18 protein-coding genes are annotated in these 15,794 nt (G+C 70.5%); 10 read left to right on the forward strand and 8 right to left on the reverse strand.

Going from position 1 to position 15,794, the window contains the following annotated elements; translation table 11 throughout:
* Window positions 1-2: 2 nt before the first annotated feature.
* Window positions 3-1,970 carry a DUF4139 domain-containing protein gene (locus JMJ56_RS02605; protein WP_202830036.1) on the reverse strand — a complete coding sequence of 656 codons (1,968 nt, stop codon included), beginning with the start codon at window positions 1,968-1,970 and terminating at the stop codon, window positions 3-5.
* A gap of 17 nt (window positions 1,971-1,987) precedes the next feature.
* Window positions 1,988-3,130, reverse strand: a complete 1,143-nt coding sequence (locus tag JMJ56_RS02610; RefSeq protein WP_202830037.1) for a YbfB/YjiJ family MFS transporter — start codon at window positions 3,128-3,130, stop codon at window positions 1,988-1,990.
* A 169-nt stretch (window positions 3,131-3,299) separates the two neighbouring features.
* Here JMJ56_RS02610 and JMJ56_RS02615 point away from each other — a divergent pair, with 169 nt between their 5' ends.
* The 5 genes from JMJ56_RS02615 to JMJ56_RS02635 are packed head-to-tail and all read left to right on the forward strand — an operon-like array spanning window position 3,300 to window position 7,891.
* Window positions 3,300-3,602, forward strand: coding sequence for a DUF2849 domain-containing protein (locus JMJ56_RS02615; RefSeq protein WP_202830038.1), 303 nt, complete (start codon window positions 3,300-3,302; stop codon window positions 3,600-3,602).
* Between the two features lie 2 nt (window positions 3,603-3,604).
* The gene (locus tag JMJ56_RS02620) at window positions 3,605-5,272 is read left to right on the forward strand and encodes a nitrite/sulfite reductase (protein ID WP_202830039.1); all 1,668 of its coding nucleotides are present in this window, start codon (window positions 3,605-3,607) and stop codon (window positions 5,270-5,272) included.
* Window positions 5,259-5,756, forward strand: a complete 498-nt coding sequence (locus JMJ56_RS02625; RefSeq protein ID WP_202830040.1) for a DUF934 domain-containing protein — start codon at window positions 5,259-5,261, stop codon at window positions 5,754-5,756. The genes JMJ56_RS02620 and JMJ56_RS02625 overlap by 14 nt, the downstream gene beginning before the upstream one ends.
* Window positions 5,753-6,712 carry a Bug family tripartite tricarboxylate transporter substrate binding protein gene (locus JMJ56_RS02630; protein ID WP_202830041.1) on the forward strand — a complete coding sequence of 320 codons (960 nt, stop codon included), beginning with the start codon at window positions 5,753-5,755 and terminating at the stop codon, window positions 6,710-6,712. Before JMJ56_RS02625 ends, JMJ56_RS02630 begins: the two co-directional genes overlap by 4 nt.
* Before the next feature lie 54 nt (window positions 6,713-6,766).
* Window positions 6,767-7,891, forward strand: coding sequence for a serine hydrolase domain-containing protein (locus JMJ56_RS02635; RefSeq protein WP_202830042.1), 1,125 nt, complete (start codon window positions 6,767-6,769; stop codon window positions 7,889-7,891).
* A 73-nt stretch (window positions 7,892-7,964) separates the two neighbouring features.
* Here JMJ56_RS02635 and JMJ56_RS02640 read toward each other — a convergent pair whose 3' ends face one another.
* From JMJ56_RS02640 to JMJ56_RS02660, 5 genes are all read right to left on the reverse strand, one after another.
* Complete coding sequence (locus tag JMJ56_RS02640; protein WP_202830043.1) at window positions 7,965-8,447, reverse strand: hypothetical protein; 483 nt, start codon at window positions 8,445-8,447, stop codon at window positions 7,965-7,967.
* 17 nt (window positions 8,448-8,464) lie between these two features.
* The gene (locus JMJ56_RS02645; protein ID WP_202830044.1) at window positions 8,465-8,743 is read right to left on the reverse strand and encodes a GNAT family N-acetyltransferase; all 279 of its coding nucleotides are present in this window, start codon (window positions 8,741-8,743) and stop codon (window positions 8,465-8,467) included.
* Complete coding sequence (locus JMJ56_RS02650; RefSeq protein ID WP_202830045.1) at window positions 8,740-8,994, reverse strand: hypothetical protein; 255 nt, start codon at window positions 8,992-8,994, stop codon at window positions 8,740-8,742. The genes JMJ56_RS02645 and JMJ56_RS02650 overlap by 4 nt, the downstream gene beginning before the upstream one ends.
* Before the next feature lie 100 nt (window positions 8,995-9,094).
* Window positions 9,095-9,529, reverse strand: coding sequence for a hypothetical protein (locus tag JMJ56_RS02655; RefSeq protein WP_202830046.1), 435 nt, complete (start codon window positions 9,527-9,529; stop codon window positions 9,095-9,097).
* 6 nt (window positions 9,530-9,535) lie between these two features.
* Complete coding sequence (locus tag JMJ56_RS02660) at window positions 9,536-9,883, reverse strand: DUF883 family protein (RefSeq protein WP_202830047.1); 348 nt, start codon at window positions 9,881-9,883, stop codon at window positions 9,536-9,538.
* 128 nt (window positions 9,884-10,011) lie between these two features.
* Here JMJ56_RS02660 and JMJ56_RS02665 point away from each other — a divergent pair, with 128 nt between their 5' ends.
* From JMJ56_RS02665 to JMJ56_RS02685, 5 genes are all read left to right on the forward strand, one after another.
* Window positions 10,012-11,082, forward strand: coding sequence for an ABC transporter ATP-binding protein (locus JMJ56_RS02665; RefSeq protein WP_202830048.1), 1,071 nt, complete (start codon window positions 10,012-10,014; stop codon window positions 11,080-11,082).
* Between the two features lie 64 nt (window positions 11,083-11,146).
* A complete protein-coding gene (locus JMJ56_RS02670) occupies window positions 11,147-11,869 on the forward strand; it encodes a superoxide dismutase (RefSeq protein ID WP_408918300.1) in 723 nt (240 codons plus the stop codon).
* Window positions 11,870-11,932: 63 nt separating this feature from the next.
* The gene (locus JMJ56_RS02675; protein WP_202830050.1) at window positions 11,933-13,039 is read left to right on the forward strand and encodes an SDR family oxidoreductase; all 1,107 of its coding nucleotides are present in this window, start codon (window positions 11,933-11,935) and stop codon (window positions 13,037-13,039) included.
* Window positions 13,039-13,893 carry an SDR family NAD(P)-dependent oxidoreductase gene (locus JMJ56_RS02680; RefSeq protein WP_202830051.1) on the forward strand — a complete coding sequence of 285 codons (855 nt, stop codon included), beginning with the start codon at window positions 13,039-13,041 and terminating at the stop codon, window positions 13,891-13,893. Before JMJ56_RS02675 ends, JMJ56_RS02680 begins: the two co-directional genes overlap by 1 nt.
* A gap of 104 nt (window positions 13,894-13,997) precedes the next feature.
* The gene (locus tag JMJ56_RS02685; protein WP_202830052.1) at window positions 13,998-14,924 is read left to right on the forward strand and encodes a BKACE family enzyme; all 927 of its coding nucleotides are present in this window, start codon (window positions 13,998-14,000) and stop codon (window positions 14,922-14,924) included.
* A 38-nt stretch (window positions 14,925-14,962) separates the two neighbouring features.
* Here the strand turns inward: JMJ56_RS02685 and JMJ56_RS02690 are convergent, their stop codons facing one another.
* Entirely contained in the window at window positions 14,963-15,751 is a 789-nt protein-coding gene (locus JMJ56_RS02690; protein WP_202830053.1) for a DUF4394 domain-containing protein, read from the reverse strand.
* Window positions 15,752-15,794: the final 43 nt, after the last annotated feature.

Genomic DNA, 15,794 nt, shown 5'->3' on the forward strand with positions numbered 1-15,794 from the left:
CCCTAGCCTGTCCGCCCCAGCACCTCCGCCACCTGCCGCTGCCAAGCCTCCCAGGCCGCATCGGCCACCGCTCCGGCGCGCTCGGCGGCGAGGCTCGCCTGGTTGAGCCGCCGCCGTGCCTCCTCCCGCTCCGCGCCGGTGCGGTCCTCGGCGGCGGCCCGCGCCCGTCCGAGTGCCGCCTCCGCCACCTGGTATTGCCGGATCACGCCCCGTGCCACGTCCAGCAGCCGCCGCGCCTCGCCCAGTCCGGCAACGACCGCCTCCAGCGCCGGCCGCCCAGGCGCTTCCGCCGGCAGCCGCTCCAGCACCGCGCGCAGCGTCTCGAGGCTCGCCGTGCCGCCGGGCAGGCGCCGGAGACTTGCCTCCACATCGACTTCCCGCCAGCGCAGCAGCACCGGGTCGCCGAGCCCCTGGTCGAGGATCGGCACCTCGGTCCGTCCCTCCCGCTCCCAGGCGAAGCGCAGCACAGCAGGCTGGCCCTCCAGCGCTGCCTCCGTCCGCAGGCCGAAATCCCCCTCGGCGGCGACGGGGAAAAGCGGCCGCGCCCCGGCTCTCCGCGGCAGGTCGATCACCATCCGCCCGCTCGCCCCGCGCGGGTCGACGGCCAGCGCCACCTCCTCCCGCTGGAGAGCACTGAGCACGACGACGCCGCGCCGCAACGCCACTCCGATCGGCCGCTCCGCGCTGGAGGCGCTGGAGGTGATGGCCACGTCCCGGTCGCGGGCGAAGGCCAGCAGCCGCTGCTCGCCCGGCTGCACCGTCCGCAGCTCCGCATCGCCGAGATAGGCCCCGGCTGCGTCGAAGACCGCCGCCAGCCCATCCGGTAGCACCGCCGCACCGGCATTGCGGAGATTCACCGCGCTGAGCGGGTTGCGCGCGCCGGTTTCCTGTACCCACCAGACCGGCTCCGCCGGCAGCCGCGCCTCAAGGAAGGGCAGGTTCGCCGTCTCCCCGCCGCGGATCGAGACGGGGGAGGGAAGGGTGAAGGCCACCCGCCCGGCCGCGCTCTCCGCCAACGCCTGCGACACCGCGGCAATCGGCGCGGGGGCCGCCTCGGGCTGCATCCGCATGGCGCGCATGGCAGGCGCCTGGGCCATGGCCGGTGCTGGCAAAGGCGGCCGCGGCAGTGGCCCGGTATCCGCCGCTGCCCGCACCTGCTCCGCCGCCCGCACCGGCAGTTCCGGCCGCTCCACCCGAATCGGCGTGTAAAGCGCCTGCCGGTAGGCGGCCGGATTGCCGGAGACGAGCGAGAGCCGCACCCCCGTCCAATCGACCCCGGAGCGGTTCTCCACCACCGCCCAGCCTTGCAGCCCGGCCTCGCCCGACGCCTCCGGCAGGAACAGCCGATAGGAGGACTTCCAGAGCGGCGCCCCGGTCACCGTGGCGAAGGAAACCTCCCGTGCCGCATCCGCCCGGAGCCGGATCTCCACCTGCCGCTCATCCGCCGCGCGGGCCGCCGCCAGCGCCTCCGCCGCCCGGGCAATACGCGCTGCGAGGCCGGCATCGGTGAGGCTTACCTCCTCCCCCTCGCGCAGCAGCAGCAGCCTGAGCCCCTTCTCGCTGAGTAGGGAGACGCGCAGCCCGCCCTCGGCCTCCTCGGCATCGGTCAGCCGCCCCGTGCTGCCCCCTGCTTCCACCACCTGCCCCCGCAGCGCCCGCAACAGGCTTGCCCGGTTCTCGAAATCCGCCGGCTTCAGCGGCAGGCCGCGGAAGGCCTCCGCTTCGATCTCCTGCGCCGGCAGCCGGAGCCCCTCGACGACCCCGGCCGGGTCGCGCAGCACCAGGCTCTTCAGCACATCGTCCACATCCTCGACCGGGACGCGGAAGGTGATCGCCGCCCCGGCTTCCAGCCGCCCGCCGCGCTCGATCTCGGCGAGGCCGGCATTGGAGAGGGTCACTGCCCGGACCGGCAGCTCCTCGGCCAGTGCCGGGGAGCCGAAGCAGACGGCAAGCAGCAGCAGGCGACGCATGGAACCTCCCTCAGGGATCAGCCGGCCACCATTCTATCCGCTTTCCGCAGCAACCCCATTGCCCCCGCGAGGCCTGCGAGCGAGAAGCCGAACCCTGCGGCAAAGACCGCCAGGTGGCTCTCCCCCGTCGCGGCGAAAAGTGCCGCCAGGCCAAATCCCACCAGGGTCTGCATCACCGCGAAGGCCGCCGTGCAGCGTACCCAGAGCCCGGTCGCCCGCGCCCCTGCCACGTCCCGGCAGACGGTGAGCGTCACCGCCGTCACCCCGACCGCGGCAAAGCCCGCCGCCGCGGCCGCCGGCAGCACCAGCACCGGCCAGGGCGGCAGAGCCAGGGCCAGGGCCAGGGACTGCACCGCGAGCCAGATCGCCAAGGCGCGGCGCCCGCCAATCCGGTCCGTCACCCGGCCGGAGAGGATGCCGCCCGCCACCCCGGCCAGGCCGAAGACCAGCCAGACCGCCGCGCCGATCCCGAGGCCCAATCCACGCCCGCGTGCCGCGAGATCCGCCAGATACACCATCGGCGGCACCATCCCGGCCGCGTGCAGCCCATAGGTCGCGGTGAGCAACTGGGCCCGCGGCGGCGCCTCGGCCGCCTCGCCGGTCAGCACCATGTGCGGCCAGCGAGAATGGGCGAAGCCCCAGAGGCCGAGCACCAGCCCCGCCAGACCCAGCCAGGCCGCCGGCAATCCGCCCGAGAGCAGCGCCGGCACCGCCACGGCCCCGGTCGCAATGCCAAGCCCGACTCCAGAGATGACGACACCCCCGGCTGCCCCCCGCCACTCCGGCGCCACCGAGGCCTGGGTTGCCGGTCCCGCCAGGGCCATCAGCAACCCGCCGCCGATCCCGGCCAAGGTCCGCCAGACGACGAACCAAGCGAAGCCGCCATTCCAGGCACAGGCCGCGAGCGCCAGCACCACCAGCCCCATGCCGCAATCAAGGAGCCCCGGCACGCCCAACCGCCGCGCCACCCCACGCCCGCCCAGTATTCCGACGAGGTAGCCGAGCAGCGCCGCCGCTCCGAGCATCCCGGCCTGGCCGCCATCCACCCATCCCGCCGTCACCATGGCCGGGAAGAGCGGCACATAGGCGAAGCGCGCCAAGCCGTTGCCGGCGGCGGTGGCGGCCGCACCGGCCAGCGCGAATCGAAGAAAAGGGCTCACGCCCCGAGCCTAAACGGCCTTCCTGCACCGGACGATGCAGCAGGAATCACAATCGCAATGCGTGAAAACACGAGATTTCATCGCGCAAATCTACAGCCTGTGACTTGTTGCCCACGCTTCTGGTCGTTAAATACCAGGCAACACCCCCGCCGCGCAGGACATCCCCTCGATGAGCACCAAGGCGAAGGCCCGCCCCGCCACGGCCCCCGTGGTCTTCACCGCCAACCGCCTGCGCGACGGCCGCGTGGTCTGGCTCGGCACTGCGGGCCTCTGGCGCGACGCTATCACCGAGACCGTTCCCTTCGCCCCCGAGGCCGCCGAGACGGGCCTCGCCCTCGCCCGGCAAGGCGAGCGCGACCAGCATGTCGTCGGGGTCTATGCCGTCGAGGTCGATCTTGCCGGCCCCACCCCCCTGAAATTCCGCGAGCGCCTGCGCGTGCAGGGCCCGAGCGTCGCAGCCGAGGCCGCCTGAGCATGAATGCCCTGACCTACCCGCCCCACGCCCGCACCTACCGCTATGACGAGATCGACCGCGAATTCCTGCAAGAGCGGATCGCGGAGTTCCGAGGCCAGATCGAGCGCCGCCTCGCGGGCGAGCTGACCGAGGACGAGTTCAAGCCGCTCAGGCTGATGAACGGCCTCTACCTCCAGCTCCATGCCTACATGCTCCGCGTGGCGATCCCCTACGGCCTGCTGAACAGCGCCCAGCTCCGCCAGCTCGGCCGCATCGCCCGACGCTGGGACCGCGGCTTCGGCCATTTCACCACCCGCCAGAACATCCAGTTCAACTGGACGAAGCTGGAGGACGTGCCGGCGATGCTGGAAGCGCTCGCCGAGGTGGACATGCACGCCATCCAGACCAGCGGCAACTGCATCCGCAACACCACGACGGACGAATATGCCGGCGCCACGCCGGATGAGGTGGTGGACCCGCGCGTCTACGCCGAGATCCTCCGCCAGTGGTCCACGCTGCACCCGGAATTCACCTGGCTGCCGCGCAAGTTCAAGATCGCCATCACCGGCAGCCCCAACGACCGCGTTGCCGCCCAGGTGCACGATGTCGGCGTGCTGGCCAAGCGCAACGAGCGCGGCGAGGTCGGCTTCGAGATCCATGCTGGCGGCGGCCTCGGCCGCACCCCGATCATCGCCCGCAAGCTGCGCGACTGGGTGCCGGAGGCCGAATTCCTCGCCTATATGGAAGCCGTGCTGCGCGTCTATAACGCCTTAGGCCAGCGCGAGAACATTTACAAGGCGCGCATCAAGATCCTTGTCCGCGACCTCGGCGACGAGTTCACGCAGATGGTCGAGCGCGAATACGAGCGCATGCCGCGCGACAGGTACCGGCTCGACCCGGAGATCGTCGCTGCCATCGGGGCGCATTTCGCACCACCCCCCTTTGCCTCGCTTGAGGACCAGGCGCTCCACGCTGATCCCGAATTCCGCCAATGGGCCTCGGCCAGCGTCCGCGCGCACCGGCAGCCCGGCTATGCCTCCGTCACCATCTCGCTGAAGCCGATTGGCGGCATCCCTGGCGACGCCAGCGCCGACCAGATGGAGGCCGTCGCCGACCTCGCCGAGCGCCACTCCTTCGGCGAGATCCGCGTCACCCATGTGCAGAACCTCGTTCTGCCGCATGTGCGCCAGGAAGACCTGTACGCACTTTGGGGGGGCCTCCGCGCCGCAGGCCTGGCGACGCCGAATATCGGCCTGATCAGCGACATCATCGCCTGCCCGGGCATGGACTACTGCGCACTGGCCACTGCCCGCAGCATCCCCATCGCCCAGCGCATCAGCGAGCGCTTCGCCTCGCTCGACCGCCAGCACGACATCGGCGAGTGCTTCATCAACATCTCCGGCTGCATCAATGCGTGCGGCCACCACCATGTCGCCCATATCGGCATCCTCGGCGTCGATAAGCGCGGCGAGGAGGTCTACCAGGTCACCCTCGGCGGCTCGGCGACCAACGACGCCGCGATCGGCGAGCTGATCGGGCCCGCCTTCTCCTACGACACCATCGTCGATGCGGTGGAGACCCTCATCACCACCTACATCGCCCATCGCGTGCCGGGCGAGCGCTTCATCGATACCTACCGCCGGGTCGGCGTGACGCCTTTCAAGGACGCCCTCTATGCCCCTGCTTGAGGATGGCCGCCTGCGGCCCGACGACTGGACCAGCATCGAGGACGACGCCCCGCTCCCCGACGGCCCGGCGATCATCAGCCTCGACCGCCTGCGGGCCGAGGCCGCGGCGCTTGCCGGCCGCAACGCGCCGCTCGGCGTCGCCGTCGCGCCCGAGACGCAGCCGGAGGAGATCGCCCCCTTCCTCGACCGCCTGGCCCTCGTCGCGGTGCGCATGCCGAAGCCGAAGGACGGCCGCGCCTTCACCCAGGCCCGGAGCCTGCGTGAGCACCACGGCTTCACTGGTGAGATCCGCGCGACCGGCCACATCATCCCCGACCACTACGCCATGCTGCTTCGTTGCGGTGTGACCACTGTCGAGGTCCCCGAGGGCACCGACCCCGCCACCTGGACTCGTTCGCGTGATGCCATCCGCGTCGGCTACCAGGCCGCGCAAGGCGCCGACCGTCCGCTCTCGCTGCTCCGCCGTAAACTGGAACTCGCATGATGCGCCGCCGTAGTCTCCTCGCCCTCGCCGCCGCGAGCCTTGCCACGCCTGCCTTCGCCCAGGCCTGGCCCGCCGAGCGCAGCATCCGCATCATCGTCCCGGTCGCTGCCGGCGGCAGCCAGGACATTGTCGCCCGCCTGCTCGCCCGGCACCTGACCGATGTGCTCGGCCAGAACGTCGTGGTGGAGAACCTGCCTGGCGCCGGCAGCAATATCGGGTACGAGGCAGCTTCCCGCGCAAAGCCGGACGGCTACATGCTGCTCGCCGGCTCCGACAGCCTCTCCATCAACCGCACGCTTTTCCCCGGCCTCAGCTTCGACCCGGTGGAGGGCTTCGCACCCGTCGCCCGCGCCGTCCGCGTGCCGCAGATCCTCGTCGTTCGCGCCGACAGCAGCGCGCAGACGCTGGAGGATTTCCTGGCCGCCACCCGCCGTGGGCCGCTCGCCGTCGGCACGCCGGGCAATGGCAGCCTCGCCCATCTGCTCGGCGAGCAGATTCAGGCGGCCGCCGAGGTGCGCTGGACGCATGTGCCCTATCGCGGCGGGGCGCTCGCGGTGAACGACCTGCTCGGCGGCAGCCTGCAGGGCGTCATCATCAATATCGGCGCGGTCACCGACCATGTCCGCGTCGGCCGCATGCGCGGCCTCTTCGTCTCGAGCGGCGAGCGCACCAAGGGCCTGCCCGAGGTCCCGACGCTGGCTGAGGCCGGCATGACCGGTGCCGAGGCGGTCGGCTGGCATGGCATTGTCGCGCCGCGCGGCACGGACCCTGCGATCGTTTCCCGCCTCAACGGCGCCATCGGCCAGGTCCTGGCGAAGCCCGAGGTCGCCGAGCGCCTCGCCGCCCTTGGCCTGGAGCCGGTGAAGGAGAGCCCCGAGGCCCTCGGCGCCCTCATCCGCGCCGATGCCGAGCGCTGGGCCGGGACCATCCGCCGCGCCCGCATCCAACCGGACTAGCATCGCCGGGCGGCGGTGCTAGGCTCCCTCGGAAAGAACCGAGGGAGCATGTCCATGGCCTTCCCGCTGCCCGAATCAAATCCGGAGGCGCTGAACCTCGATCCGCGCCCGCTGGCCCGCCTTTGCGCCATCATCGAGCGTCATATCGCCGAGGGGCACCACCCCGGTGCGCAGGTGGCGGTGGCGCGTCATGGCAAGCTCGCCCTGTTCCGCCATTTCGGCGAGGCACGGCTCGGCACGGCAGCGACGGCCGATACCCTCTTCCTGATGTATTCGAACACCAAGGTCGTCACCGCCTCGGCGCTCTGGCTGCTGGCGGAAGAGGGGCTGCTTCGCTTCTCAGACCCCGTGGCGCAGCACGTTCCGGAATTCGCGGCGCATGGCAAGGACGGCATCACCATACTGCAATTGCTGACGCATCAGGGCGGATTTCCCTCCGCCATGGTGCCGTCGGAGTGCTGGTCCGACCATGCCCGGCTGCGCCAGGCGGTCAGCGACTTCACCCTGGAATGGACCCCCGGCAGCCGCGTCCAGTATCATCCGACCGCCGCCCATTGGGTGGCCGCGGTGCTGGTCGAGGCGATCACCGGGCAGGATTTCCGCAGCGTCATCCGCGAGCGCATCCTCATGCCGCTCGGGCTCGAGCGCGAGGTCGTCATCGGCATGGGTGAGGCCGACCTGCCCCGCGCCGCCGAGATCTACGACCCGAAGCAGGACGGCGCCTTCGTCCCCCGTGCGGCAGAGAACACCGCCGCCCACCACGCGGCCGGCATCCCGGGCGGTGGCGGCTACGGCACGGCGCACGGCATGGCCGCCTTCTACCAGACGCTTGCCCATGGCGGCATGCTGGGCGGCACCCGGCTCTTCTCGCCGCGCATGATCGAGTTCGTGACGCGCAACTTCACCGGCGACCGCATCGACGACTACATGGGTATCCCGATGCATCGCGGCCTCGGCCCGCATTCGCGCGGTGAGACGCCGGTGGCGCGCGGCCTCGGCACCATCGGCCATCCCCGCACCTTCGGCCATGGCGGCGTCGGCAGTTCCTATTGCTGGGCAGACCCGACGAGCGGCGTCTCCTTCGCCTTCTTCTCGAATTGCCGCCAGACCGAGGCCTTCCACAACCAGCGTATGGACGTGCTCAGCAGCCTTGCTCACGCCGCGATCCTGCCGGATTAGGCCCGATGGGTTGAGGTGGAATTTCGAAGGCGCAGATCGGGCAACAAGCCGGGCCATGGTCGCAGATCATGGTCTAGCGGCCCGTTTCACGGAAAGAGAGCGACATCGTCGTCACCGCCGCCTCGAAGCAGGGCTTCATCGCGCGCGGGAACTCGACCCAGAGCGTGCCGATGAATCCTCCATCCGTCGAGACCAGGCTGCGCCGGTAGAAGATCCGGCCGGCCATGAAGCCGGAGAGCACGAACCAGCTCCCCTTTGTCCGGCTGTAGGTGATCTCGCCGCCACTGTTTCCGGTGATGTCCTGTCTCGCCTCGGCCATCACCGCGGCGAGGCCCTGCCGCAGCCCGTTCGGGATCGCCGTCACCGCAGCGCTGCCCTGTCCGTCGCGGCTGGCGAAGCGGACCGTATCGCTTGTCGTTTCGACGGGCGCGAAGCTGGATGGATAGCGCATCCCAAGGCCAAGGCCACGCCAGTCCATCACCGGCGCCATCACCGGCACCGTGCAATGGACCTCCTGCGCCAACGCCATGGGCGCGGCGAGGAGGAGCGCCAGCACCAGCGCCCGCATTCCGATCAGCCGCCGGCGACCATGTCCCCGTATTCGGAGTGCCGCTCTATGTAGCGGGCGACGAAGCTGCAGGTCGGCAGAACTGTCGCACCTTCCGCCCGCAACTGCTCCAGCGTGCCGCGCACCAGCGCCGAGCCCACGCCCTTGCCTTCCAACGCCTGCGGCACCTCGGTATGAATCAGTTCAACCCGATTGCCGTCACGGCGGTAGGCGATGAAGGCGACCTCACCTCCTGCCGCCAGCTCGAAGTGCTGCGATGCAGCGTTGTCGCTGACCTGGCTCATGCCTCGTCAATCTCCAGACGTCGTGCGCGTTCACTACGGCCGATGACCTCGGCATTCGCCGCATCGACTGCACGCTCACCATCAGCCTGGCGCCGGAGCGTCCTAGGCGCCAATGCTTCTTCCAGCTCGACGGCCACGACGCGCAGGCGGGCGGCAACCCGCCCTGGTACGCCGTCGCGCTCGGCCGGGGCCAGCACGGGCCGCAACCCATCGAGCATCGTCGTCAGATGATGGTGAAGTAAGCGGTCCATGCCGCCATCCCCTTGCTGCCTGCCCCGGCCAAACGCGCGAGGGCCGCCGGGGATCGATATGCGGGCGGCCGGATCACCCAGGATCCTGCCGCCCGACATGTCATCGCCGAGCGATGAAGCCGACCACCGCCGCGGTCAACGCCGCGCCGATCAGGCCCTTCTTCGCATTCCGGCTGCGCAGCAGCGGCGCCAGAACCATTGCGCGGGAAGCGGTATCGCCCACCTGACGCAGCGCGTCATCGCGCACTCGCTGCGCCTCGACCTGGATCGGGTCCTCAGCATGCCTCGCGGCCAACCAGCCGAACAACGCGGCCACGACCAGGTCCACCCCGGCGATGATCAGCGCCGCCGCCGTCCCGCTGCGCCCCTCGGCCAGCCAGATCAGCGCCGCTACATGCAGCATGACCAGCAGCATCAGCCCGAAGACCGCCGCCGCCGCCCCGAGTGCCGCCTGGATGGCGACACCCCGGCCGGTGCGTTTCCATCGCAGCGTCTCGGCCTGCGCCGCGACGCGCAGAAGGCTGATCAGGCGCATGGCCGCTTAGTGCCGGTCGCGCGGATAGACGTAGGTATTGCCGCCCATCAGTCGGCCGACCAGGTAGCCGCCAAGGGCCGCGATGCCGATCGCCATCAGGGGCTTCTCGCGCACGGTTTCGGAGAGCGCATCGGCCCGCTCCTCGACCGCTTCGCGGGCGCGGTTGGCGTAGTCGGAAACCTGGTCGGCCGCGCCGGCCAGGGCAGGGGTGACGCGCTCCTGCATCAGCCGCTCGACCTGGGCGCGCAGCTTCGCCAGCTCTTCCTGGGCATCGGTCGCAACGCGGTCGGTCGAAGCCGCAGCCTGGTCCTTGAGGCGGCGGGCGTCGTTGGAAAGGTCGTTGGCAGCCGACATGTCATTGCTCCTTGCGAGGTGGAAACTTGCCGCTGCAACGCGGCCTGGCGCCCGATGGTTCCAACCCCGGTGCGCGTTGACACCCCCGCATCGGGCGGCGATGCCTGCGGCTTGGAAAGGTGGGAATCATGGACGCGCCGCTGCTGCGCCTGAACGGGATAATGAGGAGGGCGGCGGGTCTCGAGGAGATCAGCCTCAACCTCGCCCGCGGCGAAACCCTGGCCCTGCTCGCCCCGCCCGGCAGCGGCAAGACCGCGCTGCTTCGCCTCGTCGCCGGCATCGACCGGCCCGATGCAGGGCAGCTGCTGCTCGACGGCCGCGACCTTGTCCCGCTCGCACCCTCGCAGCGCCCGCTCACCCTTTTCGACCCGGTGATGCCGGCGAATCGCACGGTGCAGGAGGCGATCGCTCAGCTCCTTCCCGGCTACGGCATCCCCGCCCGCGACAGGCCCGCCCGCATTGCCCGCGCGCTGACCGCGCTTGGCCTCGACGGCTTCGAGGGTCGCCGAATCGCCGGCCTCGGGCCGCTGCCGCGCCTCCGTGCCGCCTTTGCCCGGGCTCTCGCCCCGGAGCAGCCATTGCTGCTGCTCGACGACCCGCTCGCCGGCCTCGACCCGGCAGCCCGCCGCGCCTTCGCCTTCGAATTGCGCCGACTGGCCCGGCGCCTCGGCCTCACCCTGCTGCTGGCAACCCGTGAGGGGGAGGAGGCGATGGCGCTGGCCGACCGCATCGCCGTCCTCGACGGGGGGCGCATTGCCCAGTGCGACCGGCCACGCGCCCTTTACGAGGAACCCGCCACCGCCCTCATCGCCGGCCTGCTCGGCGAGAACAACCGCCTCCCCGGCACCGTCGCGTGGCGGGAGGAGGCGGAGTGCGGCATCCGCCTCGATTGCGGCCCGCTGGTCGAGGCCCGCATCGCCGATGCCGGGGGGCCGGGGAGCCGCTGCATCGTCGCCATCCGCCCGGACCGCGTCGCCGTCGCCGCCTTGCCGGCGGAGGAGATGGGCGAGGGTGCGCTCCCCGCGGCGTTGCGCGACAGCGTGTTCCTCGGCGACCATGTCCGCCTGCTGATGGAGCTGGGGGAAGGCGGGATGCTCGTCGCCCGCCGCCCGCCCGGTGCCCGCCTGCCGGTCCCGGGCGGCCCGGCTTCCGTCGCCTGGGACCCCTATGCCGCCTTCGCCTATCGCGCGCTGCGCTGAAACGCCCTTGGTTCCGGGCTCCGCCGCCCCATCTGCTCGGCGCAACAATCCGGGGAGAACGCCCTTGTCCACGCTGCTCAACCGCCGCTCCGCCCTGCTCGGCGGCGCTGCCCTGGCGAGCCTCCTCGCCGCCCCGCGGGCCAGGGCGCAGGCGCCCTCCGGCCCCTTCACCCTGCCGCCGCTGCCCTACGCGGCCAATGCGAACGAGCCGCATATCGACGCGCAGACGATGGAGATTCACCACGGCCGGCATCATGCCGCCTATGTCGCCAACCTGAACGCGGCGGTGAAGGACCATTCCCAGGCCGCCGCCATGCCGATCGAGCAGATCCTGGCGAAGCTCGGCGAGATGCCGGAGGGCATCCGCACCGCGCTCCGCAATAATGGCGGAGGACACGCCAACCACGCGATGTTCTGGGGCATCATGGGCGGCAAGGGCGGCTCGCCGACGGGCGAGCTGGCCGAGGCCATCACCCGCGACCTCGGCGGCTTCGACAGGCTGAAAGCGGACTTCAACGGCGCCGGCGCCCGCGTCTTCGGCTCCGGCTGGGTTTTCGTCACCGTGGACCGCGCCGGCAAGCTGGCGCTCGCCAGCCGCCCCAATCAGGACACCCCGCTGATGGATGGCGGCCGGGTCCTTCTCGGCAACGATGTCTGGGAGCACGCCTACTACCTGAAGTACCAGAACCGCCGCCCGGCCTATCTCGAAGCCTGGTGGAACGTGCTCGACTGGGAGAAGGTCGCCGCCCGTTATGCCGCAGCCAAGGCCGGTTCACTCACGGTGTAACGGGAACCGGGGCAGGGGAGGGCGGTTCACCCCGCACTCCCCCCACCAATTCCGAGGTCCCCCATGCCGCAGCTCCGGCTGAAGCCGCTCAACCAGCAGACCATCGTCATCACCGGCGCCAGTTCCGGCATCGGCCTCGCCACCGCGCGGCTCGCCGCGCAATCAGGCGCGCGCGTCTTCCTCATCTCGCGCAACGGCGAGGCATTGGAGAAGATCGTGCAGGAGTTGCGCAACCAGGGCGCCCGCGCCGACCATGCCGTTGCCGATGTCGGCAAGTTGGAGGAGCTGGAAGCCGCCGCCCGCAAGGTGCAGGAGGCCTTCGGCGGCTTCGACTCCTGGGTGAACGATGCCGGCACGTCGATCTATGGCGAGATCGAGAAGGTTCCGCTGGCCGACCACCACCGCCTGTTCGAGACCAACTACTGGGGCGTCGTGCATGGCAGCACCATCGCCGCCAAGGCACTCCGGCAACGCAGCGGCGGCGCCATCATCAATATCGGCAGCGTGCTGTCGGACCGGGCGATGATGCTGCAGGGCCCCTATTCCGCCACCAAGCATGCCGTCCGCGCCTTCACCGACGCGCTCCGGATGGAGCTGGAACGCGACGGCGCGCCGATCAGCGTCACGCTCATCAAGCCCTCCGGCATCGAGACCGGCTTCCAGGATCACGCGCGCAACTACCTGCCGAGCGAAGGCGTCCGCGTGCCGCCGCCGGCCTATGACCCGAAGCTCGTCGCCCGCGCCATCCTCCATGCCTGCGCCCACAAGCGGCGGGAGCTGGTGGTCGGGTTCGGCGGCCATGCCATCGCGCTGCTGGGTGCCTTCTTCCCACGCACCACAGACCTGGTGATGGAAGCCGTCGGTTATCCCGCGCAGGTCAGCGACAAGCGCCCGAAGGCCAGCCGCGCCGACAACCTCTACCAGCCGCGCGAGGATGGCACCGAGAAGAGCCTGACCCGCCCTGTTGCCCCGGTGCGCAAGACCAGCCTCTTCCTCGAGGCTCAGCTCCATCCGGCGATGACGGCGGCGGCGCTGGCAGGGCTCGGCGCCCTCCTCATCGGGGTCGGCGCGGCGCGGCGGATGGGCGGTGGGCGCGTCCTCGTCCCCGGCCAGCGCCCGATGCGCCGCCTCGCCCGCGAGGCCCAGCGTCGCGTCGGCGGCTTCTTCTGATGCCGCACCCGGCTCTCGTCCCGGGCGCCGTCGCCGTCGTGACGGGCGGCGCCGCGGGCATCGGCCTCGCCGCTGCGACCCGCTTCGCCCGGGCCGGCCTTCGCATCGTCCTCGCCGATCTCGGCGAGGACCGCCTGGTCCGGGCCGCCGCCGGAATCGTGGAGGCCGTCCCCGACGCCGAGGTCGCGACCCTGCCCTGCGATGTTGGCGACCCGGCCCAGGTCGCGGCGCTGGAGGCCGAGGTACGCGCCCGCTTCGGCGGCACGGACGTACTGATGAACAATGCCGGCATCCAGCCGGGCAGCACCATCTTCGGCCCTCCCGGCACCTGGTCGCGCATCCTCCAGACCAATCTCTGGGGCATCATCCATGGCAGCCAGATCTTCGTGCCGCGGATGATCGAGCGCGGCCGCCCCGGCCTCGTTATCAACACCGGCTCCAAGCAGGGCATCACCACGCCGCCCGGCGACCCGGCCTACAACATGGCGAAATCCGGTGTCCGCACCTTCACCGAGGCGCTGCAGCATGAGCTGCGCAACACCGAGGGCTGCCGGGTCAGTGCGCATCTGCTAATTCCCGGCTTCGTCTTCACCGGCCTCACCGCCAACGGACGCACGGAGAAGCCGGCTGCCGCCTGGACGCCGGACCAGACGGTGGATTTCATGCTGGAACGCCTGGAGGCCGGCGATTTCTACATCCTCTGCCCCGACAACGACGTGCCGCGCTGGCTGGACGAGCGGCGCATCCTCTGGTCGGCGGGAGACATCGTCGAGAACCGCCCGCCGCTGTCTCGCTGGCACAAGGATCATGCCGGGGCCTTCGCCGCCTATGCCGAGCAGCCCAAAGGCGAATAGGGAGCCTTCCCAAAACCCCCTGCGGCCGCCTGTGCGCGGGACACCTTCACGCCGCGCCCCGTCGCGCCGATAGTGCCGGCACGCACCATCGGGAGGAGAGGGGCATGTCGAAGGTCATCATCAGCGTCGCCGTCACCGGGGCGATCCACACGCCCAGCATGTCGGACTACCTGCCGATCACCCCGCAGGAGATCGCCGAGCAGTCGATCGCGGCGGCCGAGGCCGGGGCGGCCATCATCCACCTGCATGCACGCGACCCGCAGGACGGGCGGCCGACGCCGGACCCCAAGGTCTTCATGCAGTTCCTGCCGGTCATCAAGCAGTCGACCGATGCGGTGATCAACATCACCACCGGCGGCGGCTTAGGCATGTCGGTCGATGAGCGGCTGGCGGCGCCGCTGCAGGCGAAGCCCGAGATGTGCTCGCTCAACATGGGCTCGATGAATTTCAACATCTCGGGCAGCGCCGCCCGGATCAAGAATTTCAAGTACGAGTGGGAGCGGCCCTACCTGGAAGGTACAACGGGCTTCATCTTCCGCAACACCTTCAAAGACATCGAGCAGATCGTCGAGCGGCTCGGCAAGGGCCACGGCACCCGCTTCGAGTTCGAATGCTACGATGTCGGCCACCTCTACAATCTGGCCCACATGCTGGACCGCAAGGTGGTGGAGCCGCCGCTCTTCACCCAGACCATCTTCGGCATCCTGGGCGGTGTCGGCGCCGAGACACGCAACCTGATGTTCATGAAGGAGACGGCGGATCGGCTCTTCGGCAAGGATTACGTCTGGTCGGTGCTGGCGGCGGGGCGGAACCAGATGCCCTTCACCACCATGGCCGGGATTCTCGGCGGCAACGTCCGCGTTGGCCTCGAGGACAGCCTCTGGCTGGGTAAGGGCGTCCAGGCGAAGAGCAATGCCGAGCAGGTGGCGAAGATCCGCCGCATCCTGGAGGAGCTGAGCCTCGAGATCGCAACCCCCGCCGAGGCACGGCAGATCCTGGCGCTGAAGGGCGGCGACCAAGTCGGCTTCTGAGCGGGAGAGGGGCGGCGGCTGCCCGCCGCCCCGGCCCGTTACTGCACTACGGCGATGTCGATCACTTCGGCCTGCGGCAGGCCGGTCACCTGGCCGACCGTGGTCGCCTTGCCGTTCGACAGGTCGACATGGTGCAGCGTGCTGCCGGCGATGAGCACCGCCATGTTGCCACCGCCCGCCTCAGGCATGATGTCGAAGGCGACGCCGCCCGGCAGGCTCGGCGCGACCTCGCCCTTCGGCTGCTGTACGCCCTCGTTCGGCGGAGCCTGGAGGTTCAGCGAACGGGTCAGCGTGTCGACGGTGAAGAGCATGGTCGCCGTCGCGCCCTTAATGCTGTTGGTATAGGCGCCGGCGACGACGCGCGGCGTGGTCTCGGCCCAGGGCGTGCCGGCCTGGTAACGGAGCTGCCCGTCCTTCGCCACCTGGCCGTTGTCGACATTGATGCGGAGATTGGCGCCGTTCATCCCCATCACACGCAGCCGGTCGGCAACCGGGTTGAAGTCGATGGTCGCGCGACCGCCGCTCTCGAAGCGCTCGGAGAGGCGGCTGACCTGGGTGGCGCGGCCGGTCGCCGCATCGATCGTGACGATCTGCCCGGCATCGGTCAGCCCGTAGAGCTTCATGTCGGCCGGGCGCACATCAATGCCGAGCAGGCGGCCCTCGATGCCGGTGACGCGCACCGGTGCCATGGCGCGGCGGGTCTGGCTGTCGATGCGGACGAGATGGTTGTCGGCGGTGAGGCCGACGAGCGTGGCGGCTTCGGCGCCGGCGGCCGAGAGGGCGAGGGCGGCGCCGGCGGCGAGCATCGTGCGAGCGGTGCGGGTCATGGCATCTCTCCGAAGGGGGGCGGCAACCATTCCGGTGCCGCTG

The organism is Belnapia arida (assembly GCF_016773205.1).
Classification (GTDB): Bacteria; Pseudomonadota; Alphaproteobacteria; order Acetobacterales; family Acetobacteraceae; genus Belnapia; species Belnapia arida.